This is a genomic window from Amycolatopsis sp. NPDC048633 (genome assembly GCF_040650695.1).
Lineage (GTDB): Bacteria > Actinomycetota > Actinomycetes > Mycobacteriales > Pseudonocardiaceae > Amycolatopsis.
This window is the reverse complement of the sequence record NZ_JBEZHS010000009.1, coordinates 218282-231561: the sequence shown is the minus strand read 5'-3', so window position 1 is coordinate 231561 and position 13280 is coordinate 218282. Positions and strand designations below refer to the sequence as shown.

At 71.5% G+C, this 13280-nt stretch carries 13 protein-coding genes and 1 tRNA gene; all 14 read left to right on the top strand.

Translation table 11 applies throughout. The annotated features are described in order from the left end of the window. The first annotated feature begins 60 nt into the window (after nt 1–60). The 14 genes from AB0C38_RS19385 (at nt 61) to AB0C38_RS19320 (ending at nt 13259) form a co-directional block, all read left to right on the top strand. Nucleotides 61–1242 (top strand): thiolase family protein, encoded by a 1182-nt coding sequence (locus tag AB0C38_RS19385; RefSeq protein WP_360674811.1) that lies wholly within the window; start codon nt 61–63, stop codon nt 1240–1242. Nucleotides 1243–1254: 12 nt separating this feature from the next. Continuing rightward, entirely contained in the window at nt 1255–1992 is a 738-nt protein-coding gene (gene pcaH / locus AB0C38_RS19380) for a protocatechuate 3,4-dioxygenase subunit beta (protein WP_360674808.1), read from the top strand. After that, a complete protein-coding gene (gene pcaG / locus AB0C38_RS19375; protein WP_360674805.1) occupies nt 1989–2543 on the top strand; it encodes a protocatechuate 3,4-dioxygenase subunit alpha in 555 nt (184 codons plus the stop codon). The genes pcaH and pcaG overlap by 4 nt, the downstream gene beginning before the upstream one ends. A 23-nt stretch (nt 2544–2566) precedes the next feature. After that, on the top strand, nt 2567–3343 hold the full coding sequence (gene pcaD, locus AB0C38_RS19370) for a 3-oxoadipate enol-lactonase (RefSeq protein ID WP_360674802.1): 777 nt from the start codon (nt 2567–2569) through the stop codon (nt 3341–3343). Nucleotides 3344–3354: 11 nt separating this feature from the next. Continuing rightward, nucleotides 3355–3759 carry a 4-carboxymuconolactone decarboxylase gene (gene pcaC / locus AB0C38_RS19365; protein WP_360674799.1) on the top strand — a complete coding sequence of 135 codons (405 nt, stop codon included), beginning with the start codon at nt 3355–3357 and terminating at the stop codon, nt 3757–3759. A gap of 10 nt (nt 3760–3769) precedes the next feature. Continuing rightward, a complete protein-coding gene (locus tag AB0C38_RS19360) occupies nt 3770–4600 on the top strand; it encodes an IclR family transcriptional regulator C-terminal domain-containing protein (protein ID WP_360674796.1) in 831 nt (276 codons plus the stop codon). 147 nt (nt 4601–4747) lie between these two features. After that, nucleotides 4748–5341: a nucleotidyltransferase family protein gene (locus AB0C38_RS19355; protein WP_360674907.1), complete on the top strand. Its 594-nt coding sequence runs from the start codon at nt 4748–4750 to the stop codon at nt 5339–5341. Between the two features lie 372 nt (nt 5342–5713). Continuing rightward, nucleotides 5714–6583: a MoxR family ATPase gene (locus AB0C38_RS19350; RefSeq protein WP_360674793.1), complete on the top strand. Its 870-nt coding sequence runs from the start codon at nt 5714–5716 to the stop codon at nt 6581–6583. A 266-nt stretch (nt 6584–6849) separates the two neighbouring features. Next, nucleotides 6850–6923 (top strand) — tRNA-Arg (locus AB0C38_RS19345). Nucleotides 6924–7002: 79 nt separating this feature from the next. Continuing rightward, nucleotides 7003–8115, top strand: coding sequence for a VWA domain-containing protein (locus AB0C38_RS19340; protein ID WP_360674790.1), 1113 nt, complete (start codon nt 7003–7005; stop codon nt 8113–8115). After that, nucleotides 8108–9220: an XdhC/CoxI family protein gene (locus AB0C38_RS19335; RefSeq protein ID WP_360674787.1), complete on the top strand. Its 1113-nt coding sequence runs from the start codon at nt 8108–8110 to the stop codon at nt 9218–9220. The genes AB0C38_RS19340 and AB0C38_RS19335 overlap by 8 nt, the downstream gene beginning before the upstream one ends. 222 nt (nt 9221–9442) lie before the next feature. Beyond that, nucleotides 9443–9967, top strand: coding sequence for a (2Fe-2S)-binding protein (locus AB0C38_RS19330; protein WP_360674784.1), 525 nt, complete (start codon nt 9443–9445; stop codon nt 9965–9967). Continuing rightward, a complete protein-coding gene (locus tag AB0C38_RS19325; protein WP_360674781.1) occupies nt 9967–12408 on the top strand; it encodes a molybdopterin cofactor-binding domain-containing protein in 2442 nt (813 codons plus the stop codon). The genes AB0C38_RS19330 and AB0C38_RS19325 overlap by 1 nt, the downstream gene beginning before the upstream one ends. Continuing rightward, nucleotides 12405–13259: a xanthine dehydrogenase family protein subunit M gene (locus AB0C38_RS19320; protein WP_360674778.1), complete on the top strand. Its 855-nt coding sequence runs from the start codon at nt 12405–12407 to the stop codon at nt 13257–13259. The genes AB0C38_RS19325 and AB0C38_RS19320 overlap by 4 nt, the downstream gene beginning before the upstream one ends. Nucleotides 13260–13280: the final 21 nt, after the last annotated feature.

The following is a 13280-nucleotide window of genomic DNA, read 5'->3' as shown; positions in this document are numbered from 1 at the left end:
TGAACCGTCCCCACTCGACCACCCGGCGACCTTCGCGCCGCCGACCCGGAAGGCGAACGCATGACCGACGTCTACGTCCTCGACGCGATCCGCACCCCGTTCGGCCGCTACGGCGGCGCACTGGCCGGCGTCCGCCCGGACGACCTGGCCGCGGGCGTGCTCAAGGCCCTCGTGGCCCGCACCGGCCTCGACCCGTCCACAGTGGACGAGGTCACTCTCGGCGATGCGAACGGCGCGGGCGAGGACAACCGCAACGTCGCCCGCATGGCCACCCTCCTGGCCGGCTGGCCCACGAGCGTTCCCGGCAACACGGTCAACCGCCTGTGCGGCTCCGGTCTCGACGCGGTGATGCAGGCCAGCCGCGCGATCCAGGTCGGCGACGCGTCCTTGGTGGTCGCCGGCGGCGTCGAGTCCATGACCCGCTCGCCACTCGTCATGCCGAAGCCGGAGAAGGCCTTCCCCGCGGGCAACCAGACCCTCTACAACACCGCGCTCGGCTGGCGCATGGTCAACCCGGAAATGCCGTCACAGTGGACGATCTCCCTCGGCGAGTCCACCGAAAAGCTCGCCGAGCGCTACGGCATCGGCCGTGCCGAGCAAGACGAGTTCGCCGCCCGCAGCCACGTCAACGCCGCGAAGGCGTGGGACGAAGGCTTCTACGACGACATGGTCGTCCCGGTCGAAGGCGTGGACCTGGCCCGCGACGAAGGCATCCGCCCGGACTCGAGCGCCGGGAAGCTGGCCAAGCTGAAGCCCGCCTTCCGCAAGGAGAACGGCACTGTCACGGCGGGCAACGCCTCCCCGCTGAACGACGGCGCGTCGGCGCTCCTCCTCGGCGACGAAGCGAGCGCGAGCCGGCTCAACGCGACCCCGCTGGCCCGGATTGCCGGGCGCGGCGCGGCGGGCGTCGACCCGGACGTCTTCGGCATCGGCCCGGTGCGCGCGGCGGAGATCGCCCTCGAGCGCGCCGGCATCGGCTGGGACGACCTGGTCGCGGTCGAGCTCAACGAAGCCTTCGCCGCCCAGTCGCTGGCCTGCCTGCGCGACTGGAAGAAGCTCGACCCGGAGATCGTGAACACCCACGGCGGCGCGATCGCGATCGGCCACCCGCTCGGCGCGTCCGGCGGCCGCATCCTCGGCACCCTGGCGCACGACCTCCACCGCCGCGGCGGCGGCTGGGGACTCGCCGCCATCTGCATCGGCGTCGGCCAGGGCCTGGCCGTCGTCCTCGAAGGCCGGTAAGGGAGAGAAGACATGGCTACTCCGACCGAACTCAGGCTGCCCCGCTACGGCGAAGACCCCGAAGGCACGCATCCCCCGCTCGACTTCACCGGCTATCGCTCCACGGCGCTGCGGTACCCCAAGCAGGACCTGGTGCTGCTCCCGCAGATGCTGACCGAGGTCACCGGCCCGCTGCTCGGGCCCGGCCGCCTCGGCGAGCTCGACAACGACCTCACCCGCCGGCACGCCGGCGAACCGCAGGGCCAGCGGATCATCGTCACCGGCCGGCTGCTCGACGGCGACGGCCGCCCGGTGCGCGACTCCCTCGTCGAGATCTGGCAGGCGAACGCGGGCGGCCGCTACCGCCACACCGGCGACCGCTGGCCGTCGCCGCTCGACCCGAACTTCGACGGCGTCGGGCGCGCCCTGACCGACAGCGACGGCCGCTACACCTTCACCACCATCAAGCCCGGCGCGTACCCGTGGAAGAACCACGACAACGCCTGGCGCCCCGCGCACATCCACTTCTCGGTGTTCGGCTCGGCGTTCACGCAGCGGCTGGTCACCCAGATGTACTTCCCGGACGACCCGCTCTTCTCCCAGGACCCGATCTTCAACTCCATCCCGGACGAGAAGGCCCGGCAGCGCATGGTCTCGCGCTACGACCACGAGATCACGCAGCCGGAGTGGGCGCTGGGGTTCCAGTTCGACATCGTCCTGCGGGGGAGCGAGGCGTCGGTGTTCGAAGAGGAAGAGGACGAGGACGAATGACCAAGCTGCTTCCCACCCCTTCGCAGACCGTCGGCCCGTACCTGTCGATCGGGCTGCCCTGGCCCGACGGCCCGCACGTCGTGCCCGAGGGCACGCCCGGCGCGTTCTGGATCCGCGGCGTCGTCCGCGACGGCCACGGCGACCTGGTCCCGGACGCCATGATCGAGACGTGGCAGGCCGACCCGGACGGCGGGTTCCGCCACCCCGACGACCCGCGCGGCGAGGCGTCCGGCGACTTCCGCGGCTTCGGCCGCTGCCCGACCACTCCCGAGGGCACGTACGGGATCCTCACCGTGCTCCCGGGTGTGGTGCCCGGCGAGGGCGGCGCCACGCAGGCCCGGCACATCGACGTGTCGGTGTTCGCGCGCGGCCTGCTCAACCGGTGCGTCACGCGGATCTACTTCGAGGACCAGGACAACTCGGAAGACCCGGTGCTGGCGACGGTCCCGGAGGAGCGGCGCGGCACGCTGATCGCGGCGAAGACCGGCGACGGCTACCGGTTCGACGTGCGCCTCCAAGGCGACGGCGAGACGGTGTTCTTCCGGGTATGACGAGCGCGAACGGAGGTGACGGCGTGGGTTCCGTGCGGCTGCACCGGGTCGTCGAAGGGCCCGAAGACGGGCCGGTGGTGGTGTTCGGCGGATCGCTCGGCAGCGACATCCGGATGTGGGAACCCCAGGTCGTGCCGCTGCTGGAGCGCGGCTTCCGGGTGGTCCGCTACGACACGCGCGGGCACGGCGCCTCGCCGGTGCCGCCGGGCCCGTACGACCTCGAAGACCTCGGCTTCGACTTCATCGCGTTGCTCGAAGACCTCGGGGTCGCGAAAGCGCACCTCGTGGGCTTGTCGCTCGGCGGGATGACGGGGATGTGGCTCGGCGCGCACGCGCCGGACCGGATCGCGAGCCTGGTGCTCTGCTGCACGTCCGCGAAGCTCGGCCCGCCGGAGATGTGGGCCGACCGGGCCCGCACGGTCCGCGAGAAAGGCACCGGCGCGGTGGCCGCCGCCGGGGTCACCCGCTGGCTGACCCCCGGGTACGCCGAGCGGCACCCGGACCGCGCCGCGTTCCTGCGCTCGATGATCGCCGCCGTCCCGGCCGAGGGCTACGCGGAATGCTGCGGCGCGATCGAGCGGATGGACCTGCTCGACGTGCTGCCGAAGATCACCGCGCCGACCCTGGTCATCGCGGGCGCCGACGACCCGGCCACCCCACCGGAAGGCCACGCCGACCTGATCGCGGCGGGCATCCCGGGCGCGCGGCTGGAGGTCGTGCCGGACGCCGCGCACCTGGGCAACTACGAACAGCCCGAAGAATTCACGAGGCTGATCCTCGAGCACTTGGAGGCGCTGTGACACCGAAAGACATGAGCGAAGACCGTCACGAGCAGGGCATGAAGGTCCGGCGCGAGGTGCTCGGCGACGAGCACGTCGACCGCGCGGTCGCGGGCACCACGGACTTCAGCCGCCCGTTCCAGGACTACATCACCGAAGGCGCGTGGGGCTCGGTCTGGGCCCGCGACGGCCTCGACCGCCGGACGCGCAGCTGCGTCACGCTCGCGGCGCTGACCGCGCTGCAGGCGCACAACGAGCTGCCGATGCACGTCCGGGCCGCGGTCCGCCACGGCCTCACGGCGGCCGAGATCGGCGAGGTCCTGTTGCACACGGCGGTCTACGCGGGCGCCCCGGCGGCGAACGCGGCGTTCGCCATCGCGCAGCGCACCCTGGCCGAGCTCGGCGAGCCGACCGCCCTGCCCGCTGACGCCGGATAAGGTGCCGGACATGGACGCGGGGAGGCCCATCGAAGCCGAGCTGGACAGCGAGCCGGCGCACCGTGGTGCCCACCACGTGCAGTCGCTGGAGCGCGGCTTGGCCGTGATCAAGGCATTCCACGCGGACGCGGCGGAGCTGACCCTGAGCGACGTCGCCCGCGCGACGGGCCTGACCCGCGCCGCGGCCCGCCGTTTCCTGCTGACGTTGACCGACCTCGGCTACGTCCGCACGGACGGCAAGTACTTTTCTCTGACGGCCCGCGTCCTGGAGCTGGGCTACTCGTACCTGTCGAGCATGACGCTGCCGGAGGTGGCCCAGCCCCACCTGGAGCACCTGTCGGCGGGCGTCCACGAGTCGAGCTCGGTATCGGTCCTGGAGGGAACGGACATCGTCTACGTGGCGCGGGTGGCGGTCTCCCGCATCATGACGGTGAGCATCAACGTGGGAACCCGCTTCCCGGCGTACGCGACGTCGATGGGGCACGTCCTGCTGGCCGGCCTGAGCAAGGCGGAGCTGGAGGCGTACTTCGTGGTGGCGAAGCTCGACCGCCTGACGGACCGCACGGTCACGGCCCCGGACCGCCTCCGAACGGAACTGGCCAAGGTGACCGACCAGGGCTGGGCCATGGTGGACCAGGAACTGGAGGAAGGCCTCCGCTCGGTGGCGGCCCCGATCCACGACCGCCAGGGCCGGGTGGTGGCGGCGGTGAACCTGTCAACGCACGCGAGCCGCACAACGGCGGAGTCGGTCCGGAAGGACCTGGTACCACCCCTACTGGAAACGGCGAAGGCAATAGAAGCCGACCTGGCAGTAGGCGCCCCCGGCCGAGCCCATGGCTGAGCAAGCCCCCACCCGACCACCAACGGACAACTCGGCCGAGCCCGTGGCTGACCGGTGTCGGCGGACTGCCCGGCTGGTGCTGGAGTTCCCGCCGACCGACTCGCCTTGGCCTTCCGCAACGGCGCCCCGCGCAAAGCCGGCGCGCCCATGACCTCGGCCGCACCCCGCACTCCGCCCGTCGCGGGCCTTCTTCTCGCCGCCGGGGCCGGCCGTCGCTTCGGCGGCCCGAAAGCGCTCGCCGAACTCGATGGCCAACCCCTCGTCCTGCGCGCACTCGCCACCCTGACCGCCGCCGGCTGCACTCCCGTCCGAGTCGTTCTCGGCGCGGCGGCCGACGAGGTCAGCGCACTCCTGCCCGACCCCACCCAAGCCATACGGGCCGAAGGCTGGGAGACCGGGATGGGCGCTTCCCTCAAAGCCGGCCTCGCCGCGCTCGCCCAGGAAACCGGCCCGGTCGCCGCGCTGGTGCACCTCGTCGACCTGCCCTGGGTGGGTGCGGACATCCTCGCCCGCGTCGCGGCAGACGCGACCCCCGAAACCGTCGCCCGCGCGGCCTACGACGGCATCCCCGGCCACCCAGTCCTCCTCGGCCGCCACTGGTGGCCCGAAATCGCCGAAACCGCCCAGGGCGACCGCGGCGCCCGAGACTGGCTGTCAGGCCGCCCCGACCTGAAGCTCATCGAGTGCGCCGACCTGGGCAGCGGCCGCGACGTCGACCACCGCACCGACCTCCCCACCTGACCACCACCCGCACCCCACCCGACTCGCAAGCTGACCCCCCCAGACACACAAACCGACCCTCCGGGTACGCGAGCCGGCTCTGCAGGTACGCGAGCCGACGCTCCGGGCACACGGGCCGACCTTCCAGGCATGCGAGCCGACTCCCCAGGCACACAAGCCGACCCTCCAGGCACGCGAGCCGACCGCCCAGGTACGCGAGCCGACCCTCCAGGTACGCGAGCCGACCCTCCAGGCGCGCGTGTCGTCCGCCCAGTCACGCGTGTCGACCATCCAGTCACGCGTGTCGTCCCTCCGAACACCCCGAGCCACCCCGTCCACCCCGTCCACAACGGTGACCCGCGCCGAGCCGTCGCGCCGCCTACGATCGACAGCGTGACCGACTCGCCTGAAGAACTCGCCGCCGCGCTGGACTCCACCGGCTACCTCGCCGATGACGGCCTCGCCACCGCCGGGTTCCTCGCCCTCCGCATGGGCCGCCCGCTGTTCTGCGAAGGCGAACCCGGCACCGGCAAGACCTCGCTCGCCATCGCGCTGGCCACCGCGCTCGACCGGCCGCTCGTCCGCCTCCAGTGCCACGAGGGCATCGACGCCGCCCAGGCGCTCTACGAATGGGACTTCCCGCGCCAGCTCCTGCACCTGCGGGCCCTCGAAGCCGCCGGGGACGGGCGGGTCGACGTCGAGTCCGCCGAGCGCTCGCTCTACACCGAACGCTTCCTGCTCGCGCGCCCGCTGCTGCAGGCCCTCATCACCTCGCCGTGCGTGCTGCTGGTCGACGAGATCGACCGCGCCGACGACGAGTTCGAAGCCTTCCTCCTCCAGCTGCTCGACGAGCACGCCGTGACCATCCCCGAGTACGGCGAAGTCCGTGCCGAGGTGCCGCCGCTCGTGGTGCTGACCTCGAACCGGACCCGCGAAGTGCACGACGCCCTCAAGCGCCGCTGCCTCTACCACTGGCTGGAGCACCCGGACTTGGCGCGCGAGGTCACCATCCTGCGCCGGCGGATTCCGGACATCGGCGAGCTCCTGGCCCGGCAGATCGCGGAAGCGGTGCACCGGCTCCGCGAGATGGATCTGCTGAAGCCGCCGGGGGTGGCGGAGTCCCTCGACTGGGCGAGGGCCCTGCAGGCCCTGCATCGCGACGAGCTCGACGCGGCATCGGCGGCGCGGACACTCGGTGCCGTCCTGAAATACAGCGAAGACCTCGACCGGGTCCGGGCGAAACTCGACGCCCTGTTCGCCTGACCGCCGGATAGTCCACAAAGGACCGCGTTAATTGCGTTGACCACCTCGGCGGGCTCCGGCATGCTTTTCCCAGCACAGCAGGCAACACCACCGAGAGGAGGAGATCGTGACCGAAGTCCGGCAATACCGATGCGGCACGATCTCCCGTGCCGTTCGCTGAATCTTCCTGAAGGCTCTTCGCGCCCACCCCTCGCTACCTCGGGTCGGTTGCGGCGAAGAGCGCGGTCTGCGCCCGTCCGGGGAGGGACGTGCGCGCAGACCGCCCCGTCCCGGTAGCTCAGCAGGACAGAGCGCGGCGCTACGAACGCCGAGGTCCGAGGTTCGACTCCTCGCCGGGACGCAGAGACAGCACGCAGGTCGGACAGCACGGGCGAGGCGCTCGTCCACCCCTTGAACCCGGTCGAGCGCACAATGGAGTCATGACCACCGCCGCCGATCCCGTCGCCGGGTACGCCGGGTTCGCCGCCGCTCTGCGCGAAGCCGGGGTTGCCTGCGACGCGCGTCGCGTGCAGGCCTACCTGGCCGCCGTCGCCGAGATCGACGTCGCCGAGCCCACCCAGCTCTACTGGGCGGGCCGCCTCACGCTGTGCTCGAGCCCCGACGATCTCCCGTGCTACGAAGAGGCCTTCAGTCAGTGGTTTTCGATCGAAACCACCACCCCGCAGCGCGCCAAGTCCGCCATGCCGAAGCAGGCCCGGATCGCACCGCTCGTCGACGCCGACGGCTCGAACGCCGAGGGGGGCGACGGCCCTGAGCAGCTGAAAGTCGCCGCGAGCGCCCAGGAGGTCCTGCGTCACCGGGACCTCGCCGCGCTGACCACCGCCGAACGCGAACACCTCCGCGAGCTGCTGGCCACCCTGAAACCCGTGCCCCCGAAGCGGCCGGCCTCGCGCAAGACCCCCGCCAGGCGCGGCCGGCTCGATCCCTCCCGGACGCTGCGCGCCATGCTCGCCAGCGGCGGCGAACCCCTGAAACTGGCGTACGTCCGGCGGGCCAGCAAGCCGCGGCGGGTCGTGCTGCTCATCGACGTCTCGGGTTCGATGAGCCCGTACGCCGACGCCCTGCTCCGGTTCGCCCACGTCCTCACGCGCAGCGCCCCCCAGTCCGTCGAGGTCTTCACCCTCGGCACGCGGCTGACCCGGGTCTCGCGCCAGCTGCGTCAACGCGACCCGGAACGCGCGATGCTCGCGGCGGGCTCGGCGGTGCCGGACTTCGCCGGTGGCACCCGGCTCGGCGAGACGCTGCGGGCGTTCCTCGACCGCTGGGGCCAGCGCGGCGTGGCCCGCCGCGCCGTGGTCACGGTGTTCTCCGACGGCTGGGAGCGCGGCGACACCGGTCTGCTCGGCGAGCAGCTCGCTCGCCTGCGCCGGCTCGCGCACGCCGTATTCTGGGTGAATCCGCACGCCGGCCGTGCGGGGTACGCTCCGGTCCAGTCGGGCATCGTGGCCGCACTGCCCCACATCGACCGGCTGCTGGCCGGGCACACCCTGGCCACTTTGGAACGACTGCTCGGGGAGATTTCCGATGCGTGACGTACTGGACGACGTGTTCCGCCGCTGGTCCGACGGTGAGACCGTGGGGCTCGGCACCGTGGTCGCCACCTTCTCGTCGGCTCCGCGCGCCCCCGGCGCCGCGATGGTCGTCGCGCCCGACGGCACCGTCGCCGGCAGTGTGTCCGGCGGCTGCGTCGAAGGCGCGGTCTACGAGCTGGCGCAGGAGGTCGTCGCCGAGCGCAAGCCGGTGCTGCAGCGCTACGGCGTCACCGACGACGACGCGTTCGCGGTCGGCCTGACCTGCGGCGGGATCATCGACATCTACGTCGAGCACGTCGACCGCGCGTCGATGCCGGAGCTTGGCGACGTCGTCGCGTCGGTGCGCAGCGGCGAGCCCGTCGCGGTCGTCACGGTCATCGAGCACGAGCGCGAAGGCCTGGTCGGCGAGCACATGATCGTCTGGCCGGACCGGGCCGTGGGCTCGCTGGGGTCGTCGCGGATGGACGACGCCGTCGCCGACGACGCGCGCGGCCTGCTGGCCAGCGGCCGCACCGGCACCCTGCACTACGGCCCGGACGGGCAGCGCCGCGGCGAGGGCATGGCGGTGTTCGTCAACTCCTTCGAGCCGCCGCCCCGGCTGCTGGTGTTCGGCGCGATCGACTTCGCCGCCGCGATGGCGCGGATGGGCGCCTACCTCGGCTACCAGGTCACGGTCTGCGACGCGCGGCCGGTGTTCGCCACCAGCAGCCGCTTCCCGGACGCGCACGACGTCGTCGTCGACTGGCCGCACCGGTACCTGCAGGCGGAAGCCGCGGCGGGCCGGATCGACCAGCGCACGGCCATCGCGGTGCTGACCCACGACCCGAAGTTCGACGTGCCGCTGCTGGAGGTCGCGCTGCGGCTGGACGTCGGCTACGTCGGCGCGATGGGCTCCCGCAAGACGCACGACGACCGGTTCTCGCGCCTGCGCGAAGCCGGGATCACCGAGCCGGAGCTGGAAAGGCTGTCCTCGCCGATCGGTCTCGACCTCGGTGCGCGGACTCCGGAAGAGACGGCTGTGTCGATCGCCGCGGAGATCATCGCGCTGCGGTGGGGCGGCGGCGGCAAGCGTCTCGCGGAGCTGACCGGTCGCATTCACGGCTGAGGCGCTCGGGGGAAGCGCTGCTCCGGGTGGCCCACAAAAGTTCACCCATCCGGACTTCCGCAGATGCGGAGTTCCACAGTGGATACTCGCGTATCTGCGGAACAGATAGTTGAACGTGTGACATCAGGACTTGTCCGCGCGAAGGTCGCGTAGCACGCTCGGGAGTCTGTGAGCCCGATCACGGTCGGGCGGGCCGTTCCCGAACCGGCTTTTGGAGGCCTGATGCGCATTACCGTCACTGTCGACGGGACGAAGTACACCGACGAAGTCGAGCCCCGCACCCTGCTGGTGCACCACCTCCGGGAAAAGCTCGGGAAGGTCGGCACCGTCGTCGGCTGCGACACCAGCAATTGCGGCGCCTGCACCGTCCACCTGGACGGGCACAGCGTGAAGTCCTGCTCCGTCCTGGCCGTGCAGGCCGACGGCTGCGAGGTCACCACCATCGAAGGCCTCGCCCGCGACGGGCAGCTGCACCCGGTGCAGAAAGCTTTCCACGACAACCACGCCCTGCAGTGCGGGTTCTGCACGCCGGGCATGATCATGCAGTCGATCGACCTGCTGGCCGACAACCCGGACCCGGACGAACAGGCCGTCCGCGAAGGCCTCGAAGGCAACCTCTGCCGGTGCACCGGCTACCAGAACATCGTCCGCGCCGTGCGGGACGCCGCACAGAACATGAGTCCCGGCGCCGGTCCCGAAGCCGAGCGGATCACCGAGACCAAGCACGCCGGCGTGGGTGGTGACTGATGACCGCCACGATCGAACCGGAAGTCGGAAAGTCACGACGCCGCAAGGAAGACGAGCGGCTGATCACCGGCCGCACGCGCTGGACCGACAACATCGCGCTGCCCGGGATGCTGCACATGGCGGTCCTGCGCAGCCCGTTCGCACACGCCAAGATCGTCTCGATCGACACGTCGGCGGCGAAGGGCGCGTCCGGCGTCGTCGCCGTCTTCACCGCGAAGGACCTCGACCCGGACGGCTCGATCGGCATGCCCTGCGCGTGGCCGATCACGCCGGACATGAAAGCCCCGCGGCGGCCGATCCTCGCCTCCGACCAGGTCAACTTCGCCGGTGAAGGCGTCGCGGTCGTGGTCGCCCGCACGTCCGCCGAAGCGCACGACGCGCTCGAAGAGATCGACGTCGAGTACGACGAGCTGCCGGTCATCCTCGACATGGAAGCCGCCATCGCCGACGGCGCCGCGCTGGTCCACGAGGACCTCGGCACCAACACGAGCGCGGTCTGGAAGTTCGACTCCGCCGAGGCCGGCACCGGTGGCAGCGTCGAGGAAGCGATCAGCTCGTCGGAGGTCGTCGTCAAGCGCCGCTTCCGGCAGCAGCGCCTCGTCCCGGCGTTCATGGAGCCACGCGCCTGCGTCGTCGACCCGACCAGCGCCCAGATCACCATGTGGGCGGCCACTCAGGTCCCGCACATCCTGCGCGTGATGTCGGCGCTGACGCTCGGGATCCCCGAGCACAAGCTGCGCGTGATCGCCCCGGACGTCGGCGGCGGTTTCGGCGGCAAGATCGGTGTCCTGCCCGAAGAGATGATGTCGCTGCTCGTCGCGCAGAAGCTCGGCAAACCGGTCAAGTGGAACGAGACGCGGTCCGAGACGATGCTCGCGGCGCACCACGGCCGTGACCAGATCCAGGACATCACCATCACCTCGACCCGCGACGGCCAGGTGACCGGGCTCAAGGTCGAGCTGCTCGCCAACCTCGGCGCGTACAACGGCCTCGTCGGTCCCGGGGTGCCGATCCTCGGCGCGTTCATGTTCAACGCGATCTACAAGTTCCCGGCGTACCACTTCGCGTGCACCAACGTGTACACGACGACGACGCTGACCGACGCCTACCGCGGCGCCGGCCGCCCGGAGGCGACGTTCGGGATCGAGCGGATCATGGACGAGCTCGCCGTCGAGCTCGGCATGGACCCGATGGAGCTGCGCGAGAAGAACTGGATCAAGCACGAAGAGTTCCCGTTCACCACGGTGTGCGGGCTGACCTACGACTCGGGCAACTACGAAGCCGCGACGGCCAAGGCCAAGCAGCTCTTCGACTACGACGGCCTGCGCGCCGAGCAGGAGAAGCGCCGGGCGTCGAAGGACAAGGTGCAGCTCGGCATCGGCATCTCGACGTTCACCGAGATGTGCGGGCTCGCGCCGTCGCGGGTGCTCGGCTCGCTGGCCTACGGCGCCGGCGGCTGGGAGTACGCGTCGATCCGGATGCTGCCCACCGGCAAGGTCGAGGTGACCACCGGTGCGTCCGCGCACGGCCAGGGGCACGAGACGGCGTGGAGCCAGATCGTCGCCGACCAGCTGGGCGTCGCGTTCGAGGACGTCGAGATCCTGCACGGCGACACGCAGTCGTCGCACAAGGGCCTGGACACCTACGGCTCGCGGTCGCTGGTGGTCGGCGGGATCGCCGTCATCAAGGCCGCCGAGAAGGTGGTCGCGAAGGCCAAGCCGATCGCGGCGCACCTGCTCGAATGCGCCGAGGACGACCTGGAGTTCGCCAACGGCAAGTTCACCGTGAAGGGCACCGACACGTCCACGACCATGGGCGACGTCGCGCTCGCGACGTTCTTCGCGCACAACCTGCCCGACGGGATCGAGCCGTCGCTCGACTCGGACGCGACGTTCGACCCGGAGAACTTCTCGTTCCCGCACGGCACGCACCTGTGTGCCACCGAGGTCGACACCGAAACGGGCCGGATCAAGCTGCGCTCGTACGTGTGCGTCGACGACGTCGGCGTGGCGGTGAACCCGCTGATCGTCGAGGGCCAGGTGCACGGCGGGCTCGCGCAGGGCATCGCGCAGGCGCTGTTCGAAGGCACCGAGCACGACGAGAGCGGCACGCTCACCACCGGCACGTTCGCCGACTACCTGCTGCCGTCGGCGGCCGACCTGCCCTCGTTCACCACGGACCGCACGGAGACGCCGTCGACGACGAACCCGCTCGGCGCCAAGGGCGTCGGCGAAGCGGGCACGATCGCGTCCACGCCGGCCGTCGTCAACGCGGTGATCGACGCGGTGCGGCAGTTCGGGGTGAACGACATCGAGATGCCGTTGACGCCGATGCGGGTGTGGCACGCCCTGCGGCACGGCACCACCGACGCCGGCGGCCCCGGCCGCGAGGAAGCCGGCGGCGGCCTCGGCTCCATCGACGCCACCGGAGGTGCGCAGTGATCCCGGCTTCCTTCGACTACGTCCGCCCGTCCACAGTGGACGAAGCGGTGCAGGCGCTGGCGTCGGCGGGCGAGGACGCCAAGGTGCTGGCCGGCGGGCAGAGCCTGCTGCCGGTGCTGCGGATGCGGCTGGCCACGCCGACGACGCTGATCGACCTCGGGCGCGTCGCGGAGCTGCGTGGCGTGCGCGAAGACGGCGATGAGCTGGTGATCGGGGCGATGACCACGCACTACGACGTCCAGCGTGACCCGCTGGTCGCCGAGCACGCGGCGCTGCTCAAGGAGGCGACCGACACGGTGGCCGACCCGCAGATCCGCCACCGCGGCACGCTCGGCGGCGCCATTTCGCACGCCGACCCGGCCGGGGACCTCCTCGCGCCGGTGCTGGCGCTGGAGGCGTCGCTGGTGCTGGCCGGGCCTTCGGGGCGCCGGACGATGCCGGCCGCGGAGTTCTTCCAGGACCTCTTCACCACGGCGCTGGCCGCGGACGAGCTGCTGGTCGAGGTCCGCGTGCCCAAGCACACCGGGTGGCGGGCGCACTACGAGAAGTTCAACCGCGTCGCCCAGGCGTGGTCGATGGTCGCGGTCGCGGTCACCGTCCGCACCGAAGCGGGCGTCATCGAGGAGGCCCGGGTCGCGCTGACGAACATGGGCTCGACCCCGGTGCGCGCTTCGGGCGTCGAAGCGGCGCTGGTCGGGGCCCAGGCCTCGGCCGACTCGATCGCGGCGGCGGCGTCGCACGCGGCGGAGGGCACGAATCCGCCGGTCGACAGCAACGCCGACGTCGAATACCGCCGTCACCTGGCCGAGGTGCTGACGGGCCGGGCCATCGCGGCGGCGGCCGGCGCCTGACGTTCGGAGTTCGTCCCCCTG

Coding starts and splice junctions, on each gene's coding strand:
- AB0C38_RS19385 (WP_360674811.1), top strand. CDS start 61: ATGACCGACGTCTACGTCCTCGACGCGATCCGCACCCCGTTCGGCCGC.
- pcaH (WP_360674808.1), top strand. CDS start 1,255: ATGGCTACTCCGACCGAACTCAGGCTGCCCCGCTACGGCGAAGACCCC.
- pcaG (WP_360674805.1), top strand. CDS start 1,989: ATGACCAAGCTGCTTCCCACCCCTTCGCAGACCGTCGGCCCGTACCTG.
- pcaC (WP_360674799.1), top strand. CDS start 3,355: ATGAGCGAAGACCGTCACGAGCAGGGCATGAAGGTCCGGCGCGAGGTG.
- AB0C38_RS19360 (WP_360674796.1), top strand. CDS start 3,770: ATGGACGCGGGGAGGCCCATCGAAGCCGAGCTGGACAGCGAGCCGGCG.
- AB0C38_RS19355 (WP_360674907.1), top strand. CDS start 4,748: ATGACCTCGGCCGCACCCCGCACTCCGCCCGTCGCGGGCCTTCTTCTC.
- AB0C38_RS19340 (WP_360674790.1), top strand. CDS start 7,003: ATGACCACCGCCGCCGATCCCGTCGCCGGGTACGCCGGGTTCGCCGCC.
- AB0C38_RS19335 (WP_360674787.1), top strand. CDS start 8,108: ATGCGTGACGTACTGGACGACGTGTTCCGCCGCTGGTCCGACGGTGAG.
- AB0C38_RS19330 (WP_360674784.1), top strand. CDS start 9,443: ATGCGCATTACCGTCACTGTCGACGGGACGAAGTACACCGACGAAGTC.
- AB0C38_RS19325 (WP_360674781.1), top strand. CDS start 9,967: ATGACCGCCACGATCGAACCGGAAGTCGGAAAGTCACGACGCCGCAAG.